The sequence below is a fragment of the Betaproteobacteria bacterium genome (genome assembly GCA_016713305.1).
Classification (GTDB): domain Bacteria; phylum Pseudomonadota; class Gammaproteobacteria; order Burkholderiales.
In genome coordinates this window covers 94,022-114,249 of the sequence record JADJPK010000016.1, presented here as the reverse complement: position 1 = coordinate 114,249, position 20,228 = coordinate 94,022, and the positions used below count along the sequence as shown (strand labels likewise).

23 protein-coding genes and 1 pseudogene are annotated in these 20,228 nt (G+C 64.3%); 5 read left to right on the top strand and 19 right to left on the bottom strand.

Annotated features, from left to right (window positions below; all coding sequences use genetic code 11):
* Positions 1-13: 13 nt before the first annotated feature.
* The 6 genes from IPK20_18905 to IPK20_18880 form a co-directional block, all read right to left on the bottom strand.
* Complete coding sequence (locus IPK20_18905; GenBank protein MBK8018576.1) at positions 14-481, bottom strand: cupin domain-containing protein; 468 nt, start codon at positions 479-481, stop codon at positions 14-16.
* A 94-nt stretch (positions 482-575) separates the two neighbouring features.
* Complete coding sequence (locus IPK20_18900) at positions 576-989, bottom strand: hypothetical protein (protein ID MBK8018575.1); 414 nt, start codon at positions 987-989, stop codon at positions 576-578.
* A gap of 199 nt (positions 990-1,188) precedes the next feature.
* Positions 1,189-1,344, bottom strand: a complete 156-nt coding sequence (locus IPK20_18895) for an acetamidase/formamidase family protein (GenBank protein MBK8018574.1) — start codon at positions 1,342-1,344, stop codon at positions 1,189-1,191.
* A 36-nt stretch (positions 1,345-1,380) separates the two neighbouring features.
* A complete protein-coding gene (locus tag IPK20_18890) occupies positions 1,381-1,587 on the bottom strand; it encodes a hypothetical protein (GenBank protein ID MBK8018573.1) in 207 nt (68 codons plus the stop codon).
* Positions 1,584-1,949, bottom strand: a complete 366-nt coding sequence (locus IPK20_18885) for an acetamidase/formamidase family protein (GenBank protein ID MBK8018572.1) — start codon at positions 1,947-1,949, stop codon at positions 1,584-1,586. Before IPK20_18885 ends, IPK20_18890 begins: the two co-directional genes overlap by 4 nt.
* Before the next feature lie 65 nt (positions 1,950-2,014).
* Positions 2,015-3,106 (bottom strand): HupE/UreJ family protein, encoded by a 1,092-nt coding sequence (locus tag IPK20_18880; GenBank protein MBK8018571.1) that lies wholly within the window; start codon positions 3,104-3,106, stop codon positions 2,015-2,017.
* Between the two features lie 129 nt (positions 3,107-3,235).
* Between IPK20_18880 and pap the strand changes: the two genes are divergently transcribed.
* From pap to IPK20_18865, 3 genes are read left to right on the top strand one after another with little or no spacing between them, the layout of a single operon-like run.
* Entirely contained in the window at positions 3,236-4,717 is a 1,482-nt protein-coding gene (gene pap, locus IPK20_18875; protein MBK8018570.1) for a polyphosphate:AMP phosphotransferase, read from the top strand.
* A complete protein-coding gene (locus tag IPK20_18870) occupies positions 4,714-5,808 on the top strand; it encodes a mechanosensitive ion channel family protein (GenBank protein ID MBK8018569.1) in 1,095 nt (364 codons plus the stop codon). The genes pap and IPK20_18870 overlap by 4 nt, the downstream gene beginning before the upstream one ends.
* Positions 5,790-6,206 (top strand): cyclic nucleotide-binding domain-containing protein, encoded by a 417-nt coding sequence (locus IPK20_18865; protein ID MBK8018568.1) that lies wholly within the window; start codon positions 5,790-5,792, stop codon positions 6,204-6,206. Before IPK20_18870 ends, IPK20_18865 begins: the two co-directional genes overlap by 19 nt.
* Before the next feature lie 152 nt (positions 6,207-6,358).
* Here the strand turns inward: IPK20_18865 and IPK20_18860 are convergent, their stop codons facing one another.
* The 13 genes and pseudogenes from IPK20_18860 to IPK20_18800 all read right to left on the bottom strand — a co-directional run bounded on the left by IPK20_18860 (position 6,359) and on the right by IPK20_18800 (position 18,346).
* Entirely contained in the window at positions 6,359-7,228 is an 870-nt protein-coding gene (locus IPK20_18860) for a hypothetical protein (protein MBK8018567.1), read from the bottom strand.
* A 384-nt stretch (positions 7,229-7,612) separates the two neighbouring features.
* On the bottom strand, positions 7,613-7,918 hold the full coding sequence (locus tag IPK20_18855; GenBank protein MBK8018566.1) for a hypothetical protein: 306 nt from the start codon (positions 7,916-7,918) through the stop codon (positions 7,613-7,615).
* Between the two features lie 105 nt (positions 7,919-8,023).
* Entirely contained in the window at positions 8,024-8,662 is a 639-nt protein-coding gene (maiA, locus tag IPK20_18850; protein MBK8018565.1) for a maleylacetoacetate isomerase, read from the bottom strand.
* Entirely contained in the window at positions 8,662-10,098 is a 1,437-nt protein-coding gene (locus tag IPK20_18845; protein MBK8018564.1) for a CoA-binding protein, read from the bottom strand. The genes maiA and IPK20_18845 overlap by 1 nt, the downstream gene beginning before the upstream one ends.
* Before the next feature lie 4 nt (positions 10,099-10,102).
* Positions 10,103-11,308, bottom strand: a complete 1,206-nt coding sequence (locus tag IPK20_18840; protein MBK8018563.1) for a four-carbon acid sugar kinase family protein — start codon at positions 11,306-11,308, stop codon at positions 10,103-10,105.
* A gap of 45 nt (positions 11,309-11,353) precedes the next feature.
* Complete coding sequence (gene pdxA, locus IPK20_18835) at positions 11,354-12,343, bottom strand: 4-hydroxythreonine-4-phosphate dehydrogenase PdxA (GenBank protein MBK8018562.1); 990 nt, start codon at positions 12,341-12,343, stop codon at positions 11,354-11,356.
* Positions 12,344-12,441: 98 nt separating this feature from the next.
* Positions 12,442-13,349 (bottom strand): annotated as a pseudogene (locus tag IPK20_18830) (3-keto-5-aminohexanoate cleavage protein).
* 3 nt (positions 13,350-13,352) lie between these two features.
* Positions 13,353-14,048 carry a fumarylacetoacetate hydrolase family protein gene (locus tag IPK20_18825; GenBank protein ID MBK8018561.1) on the bottom strand — a complete coding sequence of 232 codons (696 nt, stop codon included), beginning with the start codon at positions 14,046-14,048 and terminating at the stop codon, positions 13,353-13,355.
* 21 nt (positions 14,049-14,069) lie between these two features.
* On the bottom strand, positions 14,070-14,597 hold the full coding sequence (locus tag IPK20_18820) for a hypothetical protein (GenBank protein MBK8018560.1): 528 nt from the start codon (positions 14,595-14,597) through the stop codon (positions 14,070-14,072).
* Positions 14,594-15,652, bottom strand: a complete 1,059-nt coding sequence (gene gtdA, locus IPK20_18815) for a gentisate 1,2-dioxygenase (protein MBK8018559.1) — start codon at positions 15,650-15,652, stop codon at positions 14,594-14,596. Before gtdA ends, IPK20_18820 begins: the two co-directional genes overlap by 4 nt.
* Positions 15,649-16,350, bottom strand: coding sequence for a phenylacetate-CoA oxygenase subunit PaaI (locus tag IPK20_18810; protein MBK8018558.1), 702 nt, complete (start codon positions 16,348-16,350; stop codon positions 15,649-15,651). Before IPK20_18810 ends, gtdA begins: the two co-directional genes overlap by 4 nt.
* 11 nt (positions 16,351-16,361) lie before the next feature.
* A complete protein-coding gene (locus IPK20_18805) occupies positions 16,362-17,297 on the bottom strand; it encodes an SDR family NAD(P)-dependent oxidoreductase (GenBank protein ID MBK8018557.1) in 936 nt (311 codons plus the stop codon).
* Complete coding sequence (locus IPK20_18800; GenBank protein ID MBK8018556.1) at positions 17,294-18,346, bottom strand: 2Fe-2S iron-sulfur cluster binding domain-containing protein; 1,053 nt, start codon at positions 18,344-18,346, stop codon at positions 17,294-17,296. Before IPK20_18800 ends, IPK20_18805 begins: the two co-directional genes overlap by 4 nt.
* A 151-nt stretch (positions 18,347-18,497) precedes the next feature.
* On the opposite strand from IPK20_18800, the gene IPK20_18795 reads away from it, so the two are divergent.
* Both IPK20_18795 and corA read left to right on the top strand, forming a co-directional pair.
* Positions 18,498-18,914: a MarR family transcriptional regulator gene (locus IPK20_18795; GenBank protein MBK8018555.1), complete on the top strand. Its 417-nt coding sequence runs from the start codon at positions 18,498-18,500 to the stop codon at positions 18,912-18,914.
* A 6-nt stretch (positions 18,915-18,920) separates the two neighbouring features.
* Positions 18,921-19,985, top strand: coding sequence for a magnesium/cobalt transporter CorA (gene corA, locus IPK20_18790; protein ID MBK8018554.1), 1,065 nt, complete (start codon positions 18,921-18,923; stop codon positions 19,983-19,985).
* Positions 19,986-20,228 lie beyond the last annotated feature (243 nt).

The following is a 20,228-nucleotide window of genomic DNA, read 5'->3' as shown; positions in this document are numbered from 1 at the left end:
GTGCGCACCGGCTCTACGGTTTCACCACCATGTCGTTGCGACTGGGACCGATGCCGCTTTCCTGGAAGATCGTCTCGCCTTCCAGCACCGCGCTGTAGTGAGGAACCCCTGCGGGGACAACGTAGAAACTGCCCTGGGGATACGCCACGAGCTGCGAATCGTCCCAGGTGTCGCCCACCGCGGACCAGTACGTGCCTGCCAGGACCGTGATCGTCCGGTCGTCCGGATGAGTGTGGGGAAGCAGGCGATGTCCGGCGGCGGCGCGGACGCGGAACGTGAAAGGCCCCGCCTTCTCCTGAGCGCCGTGGATGACGGCACGGAACAAGGCGGGCGTCTTGCGCAACTCGACCCAGGAGATCTCGTCCGGCCGGACCGCATGGATTCGGGCTGACTCGACGGTCTGCGCCCAGGCGGCAGACGCGATGCACAAGGCCATCAGCGGGGAAATCACGCCGAAGGGGCGGAGAAGGTTCGGGTTCATTCGATCGAAGTCGAGGGACACCGTGCACCGGCCCGACAAGGCTGGAAAGTCCGCCCGGTCAGGACTGATCCACGCGGCAAGGACAAAGGTCCGGTCAGTTGGACTTGAAGTCGAACGACACTTCAAGATATCTGCGCCCGGTCAGATCCTTGGTCTGTGCGAGTGTTTGACCGTTCCACGTGGCCTCGAACGTCCACCGGCCCGACGGCGGATTGACGTAGAACAACGGGCCGCCGGCATCAGCCTCCACCAGTGCATCGCCTTTCACGTCCAGCACGCGGATGTGGACGCCCTTCTCCGCGACCGGGGCACCACCCACGGTGAATCGGACGTGCACGGGATACCGGGCGGCAATTTCGGCGAAGGCCTGCGCCTCGTCGCCCGTTCCGCCGGTGACGAAATTGACGCCGCTTTGCCGATGGACCTTGATACCCACGGCCGCTTCGTCCACCGCAAGAGAGGGGCCCGCATGCACCAGTGCGAGCCAGAGAATCAGGGAACGCTTCACTTCTTGACACCTCCCGTCGTGCGCTGCGCCTCTCGAGGGACGCATGCAGGCCAGAATAGCATGGCCCCTCCGGAATCCGCGAGCCGGGATCGGCTTCATCATCACCCGCACGGCCAGTACGCCTCACTGCCCCCCCTCGCGGCTCACCTGTGGCGGCCGCGGGCCCGTCCGGCCCGCTTGCCGCATCGGGGGGCGTCCTTCACTTCTTGCGGAAGATCTCGAGCGGGCAGATCGTCGAGACCGCGTAGTTCGGCACATCCACCACGTTGCCGATGCGCAGATCGCGCGCCGCGCCGGTGATGACGTACGCGTGCTCCGGCGTGTAGTTCCTGGTCCTGACCAGCCCTTCGAGCATGTTGATGAGGGAACTGCGGGCCGCCAGCGACAGATCTTACGAAAGGTTGGTGAGCGGGCCCGTGATCCTGCCGTCGATGTAGCTCGAGCAAGGCGGTATCTCGCCCGCTTTCTTGAGGGGATAGCCCACGGTCGCATAGAACGCGTCGGGTTCGAGCTTTTTCAACTGCGAGCCACCCTCGAAGTGGGGCCCGGATCTCATGAGCGCTGCCATCCCGGGACGGATCTGGGTCCGCACCGTCACCTTCGCTCCCATTTCGATGGCCGTCCCGGCGACCTCGCCGTCGCCCCGAGCGTGGTGGACATCACGATGAACGGGCCGCAGCCTTCCACGAAACAGGGCAGGAGCACCGTCGTGCCCACGGCCATCTGCTTGATGTCCATGTTGCCGCCGTTGTCCCGCGGCGGAATGGTGCGGACGCACTCGTCCTTGTGCGAACCGGCAGGGCCGCAAACAGCCCGCGGCATGGCCCCCGTCGGCTGGGGCGCGAGGGCGATCCCGCCGGCAGCGCCGGGGTCCTTCTCCCGCTTCAGGAAGTCCTTCACTTCCGGCTCGCCAAGCTGAACCCCGACCGTTCCCGTGAAGCCGTTGAACGGGATCGCCACTCCGGGAATAAAGCGTGGTCACGGTCGCGGCGCCTGTCAATCCACGCCCGTGGCATCCGCCAGGCTCAGCCGGTGAGGCGCTCCCATGTCCAGTACAGGCCCAGCAGCAGGACGACTCCGGACACGGTCCGCACGAATCGCACGTCCGGCTCGCGCGGTCCGGCGGGCGCACGGACGATGACGCGGTCGACCACGGCGAACACCAGCAGGCTCGCAACGACGATCGCGATCTGCCCCACTTCGACGCCGACGTTGAAGGCGGCCAGTGCGGGCGCCAGGGCATCGCGCGGAAGGCCGTAGTCATGCAGGACGCTGGCGAAACCGAAGCCGTGGACCAGACCGAACAGGAAGGTGATCCACCAGCGGTGGCGGAGGTCCCTTACGAAGAAGTTCTCCGCGGCAACGTACACGATGCTGAGTGCGATGAGGGTTTCCACCAATGCACTCGGCAGTCTGACGATCTCCAGCGCGGCAAGGCTCAGCGTGATCGAATGCGCCACGGTGAAGGCAGTCACCACCTTGGCGAGCGGCCAGAAACGGCGCCCCCATATGATCACGGCGATGAGGAACGCGATGTGGTCGTAGCCGATCGCGATGTGCTCGATGCCTGCGAGCAGGTAGCGCCATGCTACTTCCCAGGGGTTCGTCGCCGCCGACGCGATCACCAGGGAGGGCGAACTCGCCGACAACAGACCGACGAGGGACACGTCCCCCTCGACGGTGACCATGTGGCGGGCGGAGGCGTCGACTTCGTGGAACAGAGTCGCCACATAGCTCAGGGCGCCAGACGCCTGCCCGCACTGCCACCGGGCGTGCACGAGAATGTGATCGGACTTCGGCTCGGCCGAATCGACAGTCTGCTCGCAGGCGCGTCCGCCGGATTCGGCAATGCGCGCGTGCTCCCGGATGTAGCCGGCAAGAGAATCCTGCGACTGATGCAGACGCTGCGGATCGACATTGCCGTCGGCACCGACCACGGCATTCTTCGTCGCCACTTCGACGTCGCGGCCGTTGAGTTCGAGGACGCCTTCGACGGCGTTTCCCCTGACCGTCAGCTTCGAACTGGAGAGCTGCGTCGCATGGGCGTCTGCCTCACGAGGGAGGCCCGCAGCGGTCAGGAAGGCCGGCAACAGCAGCAACCAGACGAGAACTCTCATGGACGGACCGGGGTATGCGCAAAGGATCGCGGATGATACCGGGCTCACGCGGGACGTTGACGAGATCGCTTGACGTTTCCGTCCGTTCACCGGAGATTCAAAGCAAACCCAAGGCAAGGAGTCTCGCCCATGTTTGACGCAGCCGAGATCGGCCACCGGATCTCGAAGAAGGACTATCGGGAGCGCGAACCGCAGTTGCGCCGCGACCTGCTGGAGGCCCAGTACAAGCTGCTCGAGCAATCCCGCTTTCCCGTCATCCTTCTGGTGAACGGCGTGGACGGCGCGGGAAAGGGCGAAACCGTCAATCTGCTGAACGAATGGATGGATCCCCGGCACATCCGGACGGAAGCCTTCGGCGAAACGGCCGCCGACGAATACGATCGTCCGGAAATGTGGCGCTTCTGGCAGGCACTGCCACCCAAGGGCCACATCGGCATCTTCTTCGGGTCGTGGTATTCCGATCCCATCCTGAAGCGCGTGATGGGCAGCGAGAAAGGCGCCCGCTTCGCCCACCGGCTCGAGCGCATCCGGCACTTCGAGAGAATGCTTGTCGCGGAAGGCGCACTGATCCTGAAGCTCTGGTTCCATCTTTCCAAGAAGACACAGAAGGCGCGGCTGGAAAAACTGAGCAAGGACCCGCGTACCGCGTGGCGAGTCGGAAAGGACGATCGGCGGCACTACAAGCACTACGACGAATTCATCACGGTTTGCGAGGCTGCCCTGCGGGAGACGAGCACGGGCGAAGCGCCGTGGCACATCATCGAGGGAGCGGACCCCAGCTACCGCGCGCTCACCGCAGGACAACTGCTTCTCGACGCGCTGACGGCGCGGCTCGAGGGTCCGGCACCGAGCATCTCCCCCTCCGCTCCTCCCCCTGAACCGGCTCTGGACGGGCGCGACCTGCTCAATACCCTGGACTACAGCCGTTCCCTGGTGCGCGACCGTTACGTGCGCAAGCTGGAGCGGCAGCAGTCCCGGCTGAACGCATTGACGCGGGACCGCAGGCTTCGCGATCGTTCGGTAGTCCTGGTATTCGAGGGGATGGACGCGGCCGGCAAGGGAAGCACGATCCGCAGGGTGACCCAGGCAATTGACGCACGCTTCTATCGGGTGATCCCCATCGCCGCGCCCACCGAGGAGGAGCGTGCCCAGCCCTATCTGTGGCGCTTCTGGCGCAAGGTGCCGCGCCGGGGCAAGGTGGCGATCTTTGATCGCTCCTGGTATGGCCGGGTGCTCGTCGAGCGGGTGGAGAACTTCTGTACGGAGGCCGACTGGATCCGCGCCTACCACGAGATCAACGACTTCGAGGAGCAACTCGCCGAGGGAGGCGTCATTCTTGCGAAATTCTGGCTGGCGATCACGCCCGAGGAACAGCTGGCGCGTTTCCGCGAGCGCGAGAACGTGCCGCACAAGCAGTTCAAGATCACGGCCGAGGACTGGCGCAACCGTGAGAAATGGCCGCAGTACGAACGCGCGGTCGCAGACATGGTGGAACGGACATCCACCGACGTCGGACGCTGGCACCTCATCTCGGCCGAAAACAAGCTGGCCGGCCGCCTGGAGGTGATCCAGCGTCTATGCGACACGCTGGAGGCGGGTCTCGCAAGATGATGTCTTCCGCGGCATCGTATGCCATGACCCTGGGAGCGCTGGCGCTGGGGGCCCTGCTCGCCATCCTGCGACCGAGCGAGCGGCACCACGTCCGCAATGCGCTGCTCCTCGTCGTCGTCCTCGCCGTCATGCTGGCGGGGGGAGATGCCGCATCGGCCCGCGGCCATGGCCGGCTCGGCGATGCCTTTTCCGATCTTGCCGCGATCGGTATCGGCGTGTCGATTCTGCGACTGAGCGCGTTGCTGGTATTCCGGGCGTTCCTGCCCATGGCAGGCTTTCCCGCGCCACGGATACTCGCGGACATGGTCAGCGCCATGCTGTATGCCGTCTGGGGTTACCTTTGGCTGCGCATGTCGGGCATCGACCCCTCCAGCCTCGTGACGACATCGGCCGTCATCACGGCGGTGGTGGCGTTCTCCATGCAGGACACGCTGGGCAACGTGCTGGGAGGCGTCGCGCTGCAGCTGGACAGCTCGGTCCGGGTCGGCGACTGGGTCAAGGTGGATGACGTCAGCGGACAGGTGGTGGACATCCGCTGGCGCTATACCGCGATCGAAACGCGCAATCGGGAAACCGTGTTCGTTCCCAACAGCTATCTCATGAAGAACCGGTTCACGGTCGTGGGATCGCGGGAGGAAGAGCATGTGCACTGGAGGCGCTGGCTCTGGTTCGACGTGGATCTGGAAGCGAACCCCGCTGAAGTCTGCGATGCGCTCGAGCAGGCGGTACTGGACGCGCACATCGCCCACGTGAGCCGCGAACCGCGGCCGAGCGCCGTGCTGATGAGCCTGTCGGAAGGGTACGGCCGCTACGCGCTGAGATACTGGCTCACTGACGCCCGAGACGACGACAGCACCGACTCGCAGGTCCGCATGCACGCCCATGCAGCCCTCGTCCGCCGCAACATCAGACTGTCGATTCCGCATGCGGAACGGACCATCATCATGGAAAACGAAGCGAGGCGGACCGCCCGCAGACTCGAGGACCTCGCCCACAAGCGCGAAGCCCTCAAACGCGTCTATCTTTCGCGACGCTCACGGAGGCGGAAATCGACACGCTCGCCGGACATCTCGTGCACGCCCCGTTCCTGAAGGGCGACGTGATGACCCGCCAGGGTGCCGTTGCACACTGGCTGTACATCGTGATCTCCGGCCAGGCGGAAGTCAGCGTGGAAACACGAGAAGGATCCACCCCGATTGCGGTGATCGAATCGGGAGGCGTTTTCGGAGAGATGGGTATGCTGACGGGTGAAGCGCGACGGGCGACGGTCACCGCCATCACCGATGTCGACTGTTATCGCCTGGACAAGACCGGGTTCCAGTCGATACTGCGGGCGAGACCCGATCTCGGCGAAGAAGTGACCCGGGTACTGGCCAAGCGAAATGCCGAACTGTCACGCACGGTCGGCCAGTTGCAGGCAGCGGCCCATCCGCCCCAGGTCAGCGACCTGCTGTCCAAGATGCGAACCTTCTTCGGGCTGAACGCATGATCCCGCGGGAATCTTCGATGCGGCGTTGAGGGTAGGCCGGACAATCGACCCGACCCGGCGCGATCGGTGCTGCGCCTGCGAACGTCACCAGCGCGCGATGCGCACCGGTGACGTACCGCGGTGCCGGCTGAGAGTCCCCGGCACGCGGTCGATCAAGACTTGCGATTGACGAAGCGCCGACCGGCGGGAATCGCACCAGCCACCAATGCTGCAGCAAGCAGAGCAGGGACGCCCGGTTCCGGTACGCCGCGCGGAGCCACGAGCGGGTCGACGCTGATGATGTCGTTGGCGCAGTACATCGTCCATTGCACGTCGAACTTCTGCCCGTTGCCCCAGAACGCGCCGAGCGACAGGATGGGGATCGCCGCTTCGATGGCGTAGTGCTGATCCGCGGCATACAGACCCATGTTGTTGCCGACCTGCGTGTAGGCGAGTTGTCCGGTGCCGGTCTGAGTCCCGGTCTTGATCGCCACCGGGTTGGTGCCCGGGTGCCCCAGAACGCCAGGCGCACTCCAGAGTCCGTAGTTGACAGATCCCACCTGGTACACGCTTCCGGGCGTCAGACCCGCGTACCCCTTGACGGCCATTCCATACTCGAACGATCCGTTCTGACCGAAGTCGATCAGGATGTCGCCGGCCCCATAGCTGTTGCCGGCAGGGTTGTGCGGATTGTTGAACGGGAGTCCGGTAATGACGAGGACGTACAGATTGGTGGCGTCCCAGCTGAGATAGATGGCCTCCGCGTCGTAACGCTGGCCACCGTATCCAGGATTCAGGAACGCGCCGGAGTTGCCGGTCTGATCTTCCACCGTGTAGTGGTTGATGGTCGCGGACGGCGTCCAGTCGCTGACGTTGCCGGTACGGTGCAACCCCCAGTCGGTGATGTTGCCGTCGATGGTCGGGCCAGCGTGCGCGGCTCCGGATGCGCAGAGCAAGGCTGCCGCGATCGCGCTGATTGCGTGGGAGCGGCCACGTCCGGTCTGGGGATTTTCAAGGGTGGAACTCACTTCGGCACGGCTCATGATTCAGGTCCCATAGAGAAAAGGCTCTCGCCCTTCCTTTCAGCACCGAGCATGCCTGAAAGCATCGTTTCGATAGATTTGAGACCTTAGTCGTGACGGAAATTAATCTACCAATAAGATCGTTTTATTCTTGTTCCGTGATGTATTCGCATATCTTTCAATTCGTTACAAGATGTCCCCTGAATGGGAGTTTGTATGCGCCCTTCCGGCTCAGACGGAACAATACCTTAGTTGACAGGTGTATCGACTGGCGCAACCCCACCTTTCCGAGACGGATCGCGCCGCGCACTAAGTGACTCATTTTTGGCATGTAATCGATTTCGACAGTCTTCAGATACAAAAAAAACCGGGCCGTGGCCCGGTTTTCCTGGGGGCGATCCCGAGTTACTTGGCCGGGGGCGCCGCATCCTTCTCGGCGGCATCGGAAGAGCCAAGTTGCTTGGGACAGAACACCTCCATCGCTTCGTTGTGACACCAGTGCGCGTTCATCCCGAAGTTGTCCTTCAGGCACTGATAGATGTAGTCGCCGATTTCCTTGGTCCACGTGCACTTGGCGTTCCTGATGTGCATGCGCTCGAGGGAATTGGTGGCAGGTGGGGACGTTCCGTCCTCGACAGCCAGCGCAGATCCGAGCCAGCCACAGAAAGCGATCGCCAGGACATACCGGGCAAGCCGTTGGGGAGATTTCATGGTGATTCCTTTGCATACCGAGGCCGAGCCGCGGCGTTCCGGAGCGGAACGCCGAACGAGCAGCGGAGACAGCCGAGAGTATAGCGGCCCGGGAAACGATACCGCCTATTCCGCGTCCGGCTGTCGATCCGGAGCAGCCGAGGCGAACGCCGGCAGATTTCGGCACGCTGCATCGATGCGAACGATGGTGGGATAAACATTCAGATCGATATTGAACCGTCGGGCATTCGCCACTTGCGGCACAAGAACCACATCCGCCAGGGTGGGCGTATCGCCATGGCAGTAAATTCCCGTATCCCGTTCGGTGAGCAAACGCTGCTCGAGCGACTCGAATCCTGTGACCACCCAGTGCCGGTACCACGCCAGCTTCTGATCCTCACTCAGTTCCAGAGTGCCTGTCAGGTAGTGCAGGACCCGCAGGTTGTTCAGGGGGTGGATCTCGCAAGCGACGGCCAGGGCAAGCGAACGGACGCGCTGCCGTTCGAGCGGCGTCCCGGGAAGCAGCGAAGGTGCGGGATGGGTTTCATCCAGGTATTCGATGATCGCGAGCGACTGAGTCAGGACCTGACCGTCCGTCTCGAGAACGGGAACGAGACTCTGCAGGTTGAGCGAACGAAACGCATCGTCGAACTGTCGCCCTTTCCCGATATGTACGGCGGCATACTCGTAGTCGAGCCCCTTCAGGGCGAGTGCGATCCTGACCCGGTAGGCGGCGGAACTGCGAAAGTAGTTGTGAAGCTTCATCATCCATTCCCCTTGGACGCCTGCAATTCACGACGCCCCGACAACACCTCACGCAGCCTTCGATAGTGGGCGAGCATTCCCGCTGCCTCGCACATCTCTTCGCAGTCGGAGAACACCGGCAGACCGCTCGCTTCCATGCGATCGAACCATTCCGTCCGATGCTCTCGCGTTCCCAGCATGCTGTGCATCATCGGGATCCCGGCGCTTCTCGCACGCTCGGCCAGGAGTTCCACGATCGGTGTGGCCTCGACCATGAACGGCACGACATGGATCATGAGGAGCGCATCCAGTTCGTTTCGCACGGCGCCAAGCAGCACATCCAGCGATGCCGCGAATCTGTCTTCGCGCGCGTCGGCCAACAGATCCATGGGGTTGGCCACAGCGGCTTCGGGCGGAAGCGCCGCCAGGAGGGTGGCGGCGGCCTCACCGGGAAGGTCGATCAGTTCGAGCCCCGCATCGACGGCGCGGTCGGCAGCCAGAACACCCGGACCGCCGCTGTTGGAAAGAAGGACAACTCTCTGGCCGATGCCTTCCGGCAAGGCACCGAACGCCTTGGCCGCGATCTTCAGGGCACGAAGACTGTTCACACGCACGATGCCGCACTCGCGGCAGAACGCGTCCGCTTCGGCTGCGGACATGGGCATCGATCCCGTGTGTCTTGAGGCGGCATCGCGCCCCTGCCGGGTCCGTCCCCCGATCAACGCAACGACAGGCTTGCGCGCAGCGACGCGGCGCGCGACGTCCGCAAAGCGTCCAGCGTCACCGAAGGATTCCGCATACAACAGTACCGCCTTGCATGCGGCATCCTCACCGAGATAATCGAGATACGCGGTCAGATCGAGATGCATGCCGTTGCCGACGGAAATCGTCGCCCCGATGGGGAGCCTCATCTCGTGACTCGCCGCGATGAGTTCTTCGGCGATGGCGCCGGACTGCGAGATCAAGGCCACGGGCCCACCCCTCGGCAGATCGCGAAAGAACGTTGCGGCGAACGGCCTCGAGGCATCCAGCAGGTTGATGAGGCCCGCGCAGTTGGGCCCGCCTACCAGCAGATTCTCGCGTTCGGCCAGTGCGCGGAGCGCCTGATCGCGCCCCATGCCCGAAGCACCCGCTTCGGCAAATCCGCCAGGCAGGATCAACAGATTGCGATGACCGGTGCGTGCCGCTTCTTCAACCACGGACAGGATGGACTCCGGCTTCACCAGCACGGCAACGAGGTCGACGGGGACATCCAGTTCAGACAACGATCGCACGGCAGGCAGCCCGCGGATGATTCCTCCCTTGGGATTGACGGGCACCACTCGCCCGGGCCAACGGCACGTCTCGAGATTGCGCAGCAACGCGCCACCCGAACTTGTCGGACGATCCCCTGCACCGACGATCGCAATGCTCGCAGGGCGCAGGAATGCGTCCATCCGCCCCTGCAATTCAGGCATGCCGTTACGCCGGAGCAGGTGCACCGACGCGCAGCCGGCGACCGATCTCGCGGAGGGCCTCGGGGTCCCCGAATCCGCCAGCCTTGGTGACAAGCCAGACCGGACGGGTGCCCATCATGAAACGAGCGTAGGCGATTCCGGGCAGCAGTTCGCCTCCGACACAGAGGGCGGCATTGCCACTGGTCCGGAGAAAGGCGATGGCGGTATCACCGCCCGTGGCAACGATCGCCTGCGCGTTCCCCGGCCCGACGAGCCGGATGGCATGGCGTGCCAGCATGGTCGCCACCTCCCCCGCATCGCCCTCCTTGCCTTGCTTGTCGGGAACCGCCATCAGAACGACATCGGCCCCGGGTGCCAGAACGGGTTCCTTGCGCAGACGTCCGTTGACTGCCTCGACCAGTCGCGCGCCGTCGGCAACCAGTGTCTCGGCCTGGTCTCTCGACGCCTTGGCGCGGGAGCCCACCACATACACGATGCGGCCCAGCACTGCGGGAGGTTCAACTCTCTCGACCTCCTGTGACATCTGCGATGCGAGTGCCGTCGTCAGCCCCGCCGACCCGACAAGCACCAGACGAGAGCAATGAGCCAGACCCGCTCTCGCGAGCGACGCCAGATCCGCGTCCGACTCCGCGTCCGCCACGACGATACCCGGAGACAGAAAATCCGGATCCTGAAGCCCGCCCGAAGCTTGCGAGTGGACTTTTCGCTTGCCACTTCCTGCAAACGCCTCCCTCAGCGGAACGGCAAGCGCAGGAGACAGCGCGTCGCGGGCAAACGAAGTGTTCTCGAGAGGCTCCCCGCGGACGTAGACCTTGCCGTCGCGCAGGATCCGTCCTTGGGCGGGAAACGCCGGAGAGACCAGCGCCCGGTCGCGTCGTGCGACCGACATCAGCGCCTCCGTCTCTGCAACCACATTGCCCCGAAGTGTGGAGTCGACCTTCTTCACCACGACGGAGAAGTTCTCTCCACCCACCTGCCTGAAGGCGTGCTCGACGCGCTGGGCCGCCTGTTCCGGCGAAAGGTGGCGGGATTCGGTGTTCACCGATACGACTGTGGCCTTGGCAAAACGCGACGGGTCGCAGTCCTCGGGCAGCGCAGCGACCCACGTCAAGAGCCCGCGATTGGCGAACGGTCCCGCAGCATCCATGGCGCCTGTCAGATCATCGGCGATGATCAGCACGCGTTCTTTGTCGTCCTGGCGTTCCGGCACGGCTGGGTCAGTCTTCGAATCGGTGTAAGAGATGGCCGGGATCCCTCAGGCGGCCATGCGGTCGGCCATCATGCGTGCGTACGCGATGGCCGCCTTCATGTTGGTGTGGTCCGCCCGGCCTTGCCAGGCGATGTCGAACGCCGTGCCGTGATCGACCGAAGTGCGCCGGATCGGCAGCCCCAGCGTGATGTTCACGGTCTCGTCGAACGCGATGAGCTTGGTGGGGATGTGCCCCTGGTCGTGGTATTGCGCCACCACGAGATCGAATTCTCCCTTGAACGCGCGGTAGAACACCGTGTCACCGGAGATGGGGCCCTTCGCGTCTATCCCCTCCTGCTGCGCGGCCGTCACGGCGGCGTTGATCTGTTCGATTTCCTCGCGGCCGAAGATGCCGCCCTCGCCGCAATGCGGATTGAGACCTGCCACGGCGATTCTTGGCCTTTGGACGCCCAGCGACCGGTAGTGTCGATCGCCGATACGAATCGTGTCGAGCACCCGCTGGGTCGTCGCCCGTTCGGTCGCATTGCGCAGGCTGGTATGGGTCGACACGTGCACCGCCGCGAGCTTTTCCGACGCGAGGAGCATGAAGGATGACTTGGTGTTCGTCAGCGTGGCAAGAAGCTCCGTATGCCCGTCGTAATGATGTCCTGCGGCATGAAGAGCGGCCTTGTTCAGGGGAGCCGTGACGATGACGGCGATTTCTTTCGCCAGGGCCAGCTGCACCGCGCGTTCGACATATCGGTATGCCGCTTCGCCGCCCGCTGCGGACAGCTTGCCATCCAGGATGTCTTCTTCGCCTTTGCTGGGGACATGGACAACGGGGACCTCCCCGCCTGACGCGCGCGCGTATTCCGTCTGGAAGGACAGACCGGTGCCGAGCAACCGGTCCGCCCGCTCGAGCAGGCGCAGGTTTCCGACGACCGCGGTCGTGCTGCGTTCCTGAGGCTGCATCTCTGCCAGCGCCTTGACCGTGATTTCCGGTCCGACGCCCGAAGGATCGCCCATGGTGATTCCGAGCATGGGGGTGCCACTCATGCGAAGCCTCGACGTCTGTTCGCGAAAAAGGGCGCGATTATAACCTTCACCCTCCCGCCCAACTTCGCTCGTTGAATTGACACGGACTCAGGCGCTCTTCAGTCCGTCGTCTTGAGCGCATTGCGTACGTCCACTGCAGAGGCCGGCTCGCTTCCCATGTTTCCGATGCGCTCCACGGCCGCATTCACGAGTTCCACGTTCGATTGGCCGCAGCCGAACGGCGCGTCTTCGAGGCCACACGGACGTGCCCTCCCTCCATCACGGCCCGGGGAATGAGCGGCAGAGCATCCACACCGAGTCCTCCGACCATCCACTGCGCCCCAGGCGCGATCTTGTCCATGAGGTTGAGGTAAGCCGTCACGGCGAAATCCTCCGGCGGAAAACCGAAGCTGTAGTCCGAGGTGAACATGAACCGGTAGATCGGCGCGGGGCTGCTGCACCGCCAGTGAAGCCCTGCGCCCAGGCGGAGGAATCCCGGCTCGTAGATCGCGTACGCCGGATGGAAGTGATACTGCCGGGCCAGACCCAGGGCGTAACGGATGTGCTCTTCCGGATTGGCGTAGACAAAGCCGGGCTCGTCTGCCGTGAGCTGGTTCCAATGCGTGATGTTGGTCGACCCAGGATCCACGACCGCCCACTCGAGCAGGCCGCGCTTGGCGAGCTCCGCGATGTGGCCGTAGCGCTCCACGGGACTCATGGGTGTCCGCGCGTCCCTGTCTCCCGCGAAGGGAATCGTGGGATACACGATGGCGTCCACCTGGGAACGGATGCCCTCGATGAGACGCGCGTAAGTCTCCCAATCGTCCTTCTGACGGCCGGTGGTTTCGTCGTACGCATGCAGATGCACGATGGCGGCACCGGCACGCACACACGCTGCGCCCTCGGCGATGATCTCGGCGTCGGTGATCGGGATCTTCGGCTGCCTGTCCCGCCCCCAGGGGCCGTTCAGCGCAACTTCGATCCACGTCTTCGAGGCGTCCTGTCCGGAATCAGTCGTCTGTTCCATGGTTCAGAGCGGAGGCAGTATCTTGACGGCGAGGTCTCCCACGCCTTCCACGTTCCCGATCAGTTCATCTCCCACATCGACGGCCGCGACGCCGGCGGGCGTGCCGGTGAAGATGAGATCACCCGCGGCGAGGGTGTAGTAATCGGACAGGAAGCTGATGGTTTCCGGAACGGACCAGATGAGATCCCGCAGATCGCCCTGCTGGCGCAGCGTGCCGTTGACGTGCAGCGTGATGGCCCCCTGATCCGGGTGCCCCACGACCGATGCCGGACGGATCGGGCTGAGCGGGGCCGACTGATCGAACGACTTGCCGAAATCCCACGGCCTGCCCGCGTCCCGGGCGACGAACTGCAGATCGCGGCGCGTCATGTCGAGACCGACCGCATACCCGTAGACGTGATCGAGCGCCCGCTCGACGGGGATGCGCCGCCCGCCGGAGGACAGCGCCACGACGAGTTCGATTTCATGGTGAAAGTTCTTGGTTCCGGGAGGGTAGTGGATCTGCCCTCCTCCCGGGACAACGGCGTCGGCCGGCTTCATGAAGAAGAAGGGTGGCTCCTTGTCCGGGTCCTTGCCCATTTCCCGGGCATGCGCTGCGTAGTTGCGGCCCACGCAATACACGCGGCGGACCGGAAAGACCGAGGAACTGCCGACGACAGGCACACCTGTCACCGGCTGGGGTGCAAAGAGATACGTCATGTCGGTTCCGAAACAGGTACGTCAGAACAGGTGGAAGACGCCGCCCACGAGGCCCAGCGGCCAGCGTCCGCCTTCGAAGAGTGCGTATTTTCGCATGAAGACGTGGTCATCGGTCGCCTGCGCGAGCCTGGCAAGTGCCAGTCCGTGGGCCGCCATGCCGGCCGCCCCGGCTGCGGCACGCACCAGCGACGGATCCGTCACCCCCAGACGCGCTGCCGCCGTCGTCGCGGCCGCATGAATCAACTCATGGTCGACGGACAGCCCGAGGTCGAGGGCCGTCATGGCCTCGGCCTCGCCCAACCGACCGATGCATCTCTGGAGCAGCGCCTTGCGTTCCGATTCTTCCCTTTGCCACCACGATTCGTCCCACGTGGGGTTGCGAATGATCCGCTCCGCATGCTCCCAGGAGGCGGCAGGCTCCACGCGGACCGAGGGATGAACGCCCAGGGCATCGAGATAGGCCCGCGCGTCGGCGATGTCGCTGCGCTCCAGCGGCAGCCCGCACGCGGTGAACCAGCCCACTGAAAGCAGACGAGCCGGATCGCTCACGAGATCTTCTGTTCGCGCCAGACGCACAGCGCCTCCTGGACCGGTCTGTCCGAAAAGCTGAACACGAAGACGTCCTCGCCGCCTGACTCGAAACGCACTGCGTTCCAGGAAGGCACCACGAAGGTGTCGCGCGGACCGAATTCGAAACGGTTGTCCTCCACGACTGCCGTGCCACGTCCGCTGATGCAGTGGTACACGGTGCCGTCGGTGCTTCTCCGGCAGCTGCCGGAAAATCCGGCCGGCAGGAGTTGCAGATAGGCGCCCATCGTGGGCATCGCGGGCCCTCCCGTGGCCGGATTCACGAAACGCATCTTGTACCCGTGCCAGGCATCGGCGGGCCCGGCTTGAGCGAGCCGCTGAAGTGCCTCGCGGCTGCGAACGAACGGATAGGCAAAGACCGGTGAAGCGCCCGGACCTGCCGCGTGATCCACCGGCAGCATGTTGGCCCCGTACCGTGCCAGAGCGTCACCTTCCGGCCGCGAAACCGGCTGAGATTCCATGGCCAGATTCTCCGCGAACCCGCAATCGAAGAACCTGATGGTGGGGATGTCCAGACCGTCGAGCCAGACCACCGGATTCGCCGAATCGTTGCCGTGGTCGTGCCACGTCCAGGACGGCGTGATGATGAAATCGCCGGGTTGCATGGTGGCCCGCTCGCCATCGACGGCGGTGTATGCACCGCTTCCCTCGACGACGAGACGCAGCGCCGACTGGGTATGCCGATGGCTGGGCGCGACTTCTCCCGGCATGATCAGTTGCAGCCCGGCGTAAAGCGACTGGGTGATGGCGGACGACCCCGGCAACCCGGGGTTCTCCAGGATGAGCACCCGCCGCACCGCCTCCCGGGCCGTGATGAGTGTGCCGGACTCCATCAACGGACCGCGGATGTCGTCGTAGCGCCAGAGATGCGCCACGCAGGGAGAGCGCGGCCGCTCGGGGACCAGTGTCGACAGCGACTCCCAGAGGGGCGTCAGCTGACGGGATGCGATGCGCCGGTAATAGTCGGTGCGCTCGGACGGCGGGGAGGCAGGCGAGTTCACGGGAGCGAAGCTCAATGGAGGGCCGGCACACGCAGGCCGAGGTCCTTCTCCACGAGTTCCGTGACCCGCCCCATGAAGTCGGCACGCATCTCGTCGTTGCTGCGCTGCTTGAGGCCGAACCGCCTGAACATCTCGTTGTTCCTGGAGTTGGAGGCGCCGAAGAACGCCGGCGTGAGAGGAAAGTAGCGATCGAGCGCGTCCTGGACTTCGGGGCCCCGCCCGCCCTGGACCAGTTCGAGACAGAAGTCCTTGCCGAACTTGGCGTGGAACTTCTCCTCGGGCATGGTGATGCGTCCGAGATTTCGCAGGGGATGGAAGGAACAGTGCAGGAGGTCCTCGACCTGAAGGATCTCCGCGTAGTCCGCCACTGCCTTGATCACACAGAACTCCGGCCAGGTCTTCAACTGGAACTCGAAGATGGACAGGGGCTTCTTGACGCTGGGGTCCATGCGCTCGGGCGCGATGCCCATCTCGTCCGCAAGCGCCCGGAAGCGCACATGGTGGTGGTATTCCTCCATGGCCACCCGGCACGTGAGCCACTTGGCATACGGGGTGGGCGCCAGGGCGATCGCCGGCTCGTCGAAAACGCGAGCCCCGTGCAGTTCGTTCACGGCATGGCTCACGACGATCTTTTCCACGGCGGAACGGTACTCCGGGGACTGGGCGGCGAGATCTCCGACGGTCTTGACGTCGGTGTACGCGGCATCGGGCATGGGGCTGTCTCCTACGGCAAGGGTTCGGTGTCGAACAATTCCAGATCGGTGGCGAGACTCGTCAGATGCTCCGAGAAGGCCGCTTCCATCACGCCTCCCAGCGCAAGCACGTCCTGGCTGTCCGAAGCGTCTGCAACGATGCGGGCAACCGGACGCGGTTGCCCGAAAAGGAAGACCTCGCGGCCTCGCACGCCGAACACCTGGCCGGTGAAGTGGTTGGCTCCGCTGACGAGAAACGAGACGACGCGCGCGACGTGTGCGGCGGGTACGCGCAGCGCGCGCTCCTTGTACGACGCCTGAGCCTCGTTTGCCGGCTGGATCGATTCCGTCACCCGGGTCGCGGCAAAGGGGGCGACCGCGTTGCACGAAATGCCCGCGCGGGCAAGGTCCATGGCGGCTACGCGTGTCGCTCCGACGAGGCCCGCCTTCGCCGAGGCATAGGCGGTCTGGCCGAAATTGCCGATCAGCCCGGCCGAGGAGACGATATTCACGATGCGGCCGGGGGACCGGCCCGATTTCGCCTGTTCCCTCAGTACCGCTGAGGCTGCTCCCAGGATCTCGATGGGACCCATCAGATTCACGGAGAGGACCCTTTCCCAATCGGCGCGGCGCAGCTTGAACACCAGCGCATCCCTCAGGATCGCCGCATTGTTCACGACGATATCGAGCGCCCCGAACCGCTCCACGGCTTCTGCGACGGCCGCTTCGCCTTCACCCGCCACTCCGACATCCCGCGTGGAGGCGGCTGCCCCCTGTCCGAGACGGGTCGCTGCCGCCAGGGCACACGTCGGATCGGGATCATCTCCACCGATGGAAACACCGTTGTCCACGATCATCACCTTGGCGCCGTGGGCGATCAATGTCCGGCAGATCTCCCAACCGATGCCCCGTGCGCCGCCCGTCACCAGGGCGACCCGCCCTTCCAACAAGGCCTGCCCCGCCGTCATGCCGCCTCCCGGGACACCGCGGCACCCGCGTCGCCCTGCACCGGAACGTCGCAGAGGATGTCGCGCCCCCGCACGCCGAGCGCACGCAGCACAGGTGCAAGTTCCTCGTACAGGCTGGTGGGTCCGGCGATGTACGCCATGATTCCAGTCATGTCGGCGAAATCGGCCCCCATCGCAAGGGCCGGTGACAACTGCCGGACGGGGAATTGGCCGGCCCCATGGCCTGACGGATTCAAGACATGCAACTTCACCCTTTCGTTGCCGGCGGCGGCCGCCCCCAGTTCGTCGACCCCGTAAGCGTCTTCGGCATGGTTCAGCACGAAATACCCATGCACTTCGTTGCGAAGGCCTTTGTGCCGGAGAGTGGAAAGAATGGAAACGGCGGAGGCCACCCCGGCGGCCGAGACGATCAAGACGATGGGCGCTGCGTGGGACGTGCGCAGATACGCGCCTCCTCGCGGCCCGCTCACGGTTACCGCCCGCCCCACTTCCATCGCCTCGAAGTCCGGAGCGCCCGGGACGTCCGCACGGCGGCTCGTCACGTGGAACTCGAGCGTGTCTTGGCCTTCCCCACTGGCCATGGCGCAGGTGATGGGTCGGCCGGGAACGCCAGCGAACTCGAGGTCGGCGTACTGGCCCGCCGAAAAATCGAATGGTCCGCCCGACAGGATGTTCAGGGTGACACGCCATTTCCCACCCGCGAGCCTCTCCCCTGCGGCCAGCCGACACTGCAGGACGCGTGACGGATGCACGACGAAATCGTCTTCGCTCAACCGGCTTACGTGCGTGTCCGACCACAACTGTGTCCGGCATGCAAGGATGACTCCACGCATGCGATCGGCTTCGGACAGCGCATGCTCGGACCGTTCCAGTTCCAGGACATCGCCCGACACCAGTTCGCACCGACAGGTACCGCAATTGCCGGACTGGCAGCTGTACGGAAAGGCAATCCCCTCCATCAGCAAGGCGTCGAGCACGGTGTCGCCTTCCTCGGCAGTCACCTGCGTGGCGTTACCGCTACAGTCGTCGATGCGAAGAGCGACGGTCATGGTGGAAAGTGGGGCCGTCGGTTTTACGGTTCCAGGGTTGTTGGTAGTATCGAAGCCGTTTAGTTGGAAGTCAAACAATGTGACCACCACCCGGCAGTTCGGTTCCGGCGGCGCGCTTCCTTCCCCGACCGAGCACGACATCGATCTGGGCATGTTGCCCGAGCTCATCGGATATCACGTCCGCCTCGCCCAGATGGCGATCTTTGCGGATTTCGCCGGTGCGCTGGCGGATCTGGATCTTTCACCAGGACTCTTCGCCCTGCTGGTGATCATCGAGGCGAATCCGGGCATGAAACAGACGCGGCTCGCGGAAGCGGCCCGCCTGGACCGCTCGACGCTCGTTCCGGCCCTGGACAGGCTGGAGTTGCGCTCGCTGGTCGAACGCCGAGCCGCTCCGAAAGATCGACGATCCAACGGCCTGTTCCTGACCGCAGCCGGCGCAGATCTCCTGACCATGGCCAAGGAAGCGGTACGCGCTCACGAGGCGCAGATCGCCGCCGGGCTGTCCCAACCAAACCGCCGCCGCCTGATCGAACTGCTCGACTCGCTCGCACCGTCACGAAGGTAACCGCCCATGGCCAGGCTGATGAAGAAGCGCTCCGCAAAAGCGGGACTGCCCCCAGGTTCGCTCGTGTACGTGGGAGATCGCCGGGAGCAGGACACGCGGATTTCCGTGATCGACTACGACGAGCAGCACGTGGAAGAACGGGACATCGCGACCATCGACGAATGTCTGCAGTTCAAGGACACGGCCACGGTCACCTGGATCAATGTCGACGAGATCGGCGAGCCGGGTCTCGTCGCCGCGTTCGGTCGCGTGCTGGGGTTTCATCCGCTCATGCAGGAGGACATCCTCAACACGGATCAGCGCGCCAAGGTGGAGGATCACGGCGACCACCTCTACATCGTGCTCAAGATGCTCGAGTGGTCCAAGGCCAGGGATGCGATGGACTCCGAGCAGTTGTCGATCGTCCTGGGTGCCCACTACGTGATTTCGTTCCAGGAACGCGCCGGAGACTTCTTCGATCCGTTGCGGGAACGGATACGGGGCTCCGTTGGCCGTATCCGGCGCCAGCGCTCGGATTTCCTCGCGTACTGCCTGCTCGATCTGGTCATCGACCACTACTTTATGGTCCTGGAAAGACTGGGCGACCGCATCGAACGCGTGGACGACGCCGTGATGACCCGCCCGGAACCCGCGGTCCTGCGGGAGATCCACCAGCTGAAGCGCGAACTGCTGTTCATGCGCAAATCGGTGTGGCCGATGAAGGAGACGATCGCGAGCCTGCGGCACACGGATACGATGCTCATTGCCAAGGCCACCCAGCCGTTCCTCCGGGATCTCCAGGATCACATCGAACAGGTGATCGACGGCATCGAGGCCTACCAGGACCTGCTGTCCGACATCCTCGCCACCTATCTTTCGACGCAGAGCAATCGCACCAACACGATCATGAAGGTGCTGGCGGTCTTCTCCGCCGTCTTCATGCCCCTGACGTTCATCACGGGCATCTTCGGAATGAACTTCCGGACCATGCCTCCCCTCGAGGGGGAGTGGGGCTTCGCCGGAACGCTGGGCGTCATGTTCGTCATGGGTGTCTCGATGGCCGCGTTCTTCGTGCTCAAACGCTGGCTCTGAACCAACCGGCGGCCGGCCCGCATCGAGTTGCTGCGCCGCATCACACCCTCGGCAGACGCGTCTCCGGGCAGCGCTCCCCGGCCATTCCCGCGGTCGTCAGTGCGCAGCGCCGAAAGCGCTGATTCACCAGCTACCAAAGGCTCGGATCGAGTTTCGAAGAATGACATCTGCGCTTCGGCGGCCTGGACATTTCCGTCCTGTCGCATGCTGCACCGCGCCGTCCGTGGGTCTCTGATTTGTCAC

Coding starts and splice junctions, on each gene's coding strand:
- IPK20_18800 (MBK8018556.1), bottom strand. CDS start 18,346: ATGACCGTCGCTCTTCGCATCGACGACTGTAGCGGTAACGCCACGCAG.
- IPK20_18860 (MBK8018567.1), bottom strand. CDS start 7,228: ATGAGCCGTGCCGAAGTGAGTTCCACCCTTGAAAATCCCCAGACCGGA.
- IPK20_18795 (MBK8018555.1), top strand. CDS start 18,498: ATGTTGCCCGAGCTCATCGGATATCACGTCCGCCTCGCCCAGATGGCG.
- pap (MBK8018570.1), top strand. CDS start 3,236: ATGTTTGACGCAGCCGAGATCGGCCACCGGATCTCGAAGAAGGACTAT.
- IPK20_18805 (MBK8018557.1), bottom strand. CDS start 17,297: ATGACGGCGGGGCAGGCCTTGTTGGAAGGGCGGGTCGCCCTGGTGACG.
- IPK20_18870 (MBK8018569.1), top strand. CDS start 4,714: ATGATGTCTTCCGCGGCATCGTATGCCATGACCCTGGGAGCGCTGGCG.
- pdxA (MBK8018562.1), bottom strand. CDS start 12,343: ATGAGTGGCACCCCCATGCTCGGAATCACCATGGGCGATCCTTCGGGC.
- IPK20_18880 (MBK8018571.1), bottom strand. CDS start 3,106: ATGAGAGTTCTCGTCTGGTTGCTGCTGTTGCCGGCCTTCCTGACCGCT.
- IPK20_18825 (MBK8018561.1), bottom strand. CDS start 14,048: ATGACGTATCTCTTTGCACCCCAGCCGGTGACAGGTGTGCCTGTCGTC.
- IPK20_18895 (MBK8018574.1), bottom strand. CDS start 1,344: ATGCTCGAAGGGCTGGTCAGGACCAGGAACTACACGCCGGAGCACGCG.
- IPK20_18810 (MBK8018558.1), bottom strand. CDS start 16,350: ATGCCCGATGCCGCGTACACCGACGTCAAGACCGTCGGAGATCTCGCC.
- IPK20_18845 (MBK8018564.1), bottom strand. CDS start 10,098: ATGCCTGAATTGCAGGGGCGGATGGACGCATTCCTGCGCCCTGCGAGC.
- IPK20_18905 (MBK8018576.1), bottom strand. CDS start 481: ATGAACCCGAACCTTCTCCGCCCCTTCGGCGTGATTTCCCCGCTGATG.
- maiA (MBK8018565.1), bottom strand. CDS start 8,662: ATGAAGCTTCACAACTACTTTCGCAGTTCCGCCGCCTACCGGGTCAGG.
- corA (MBK8018554.1), top strand. CDS start 18,921: ATGGCCAGGCTGATGAAGAAGCGCTCCGCAAAAGCGGGACTGCCCCCA.
- IPK20_18855 (MBK8018566.1), bottom strand. CDS start 7,918: ATGAAATCTCCCCAACGGCTTGCCCGGTATGTCCTGGCGATCGCTTTC.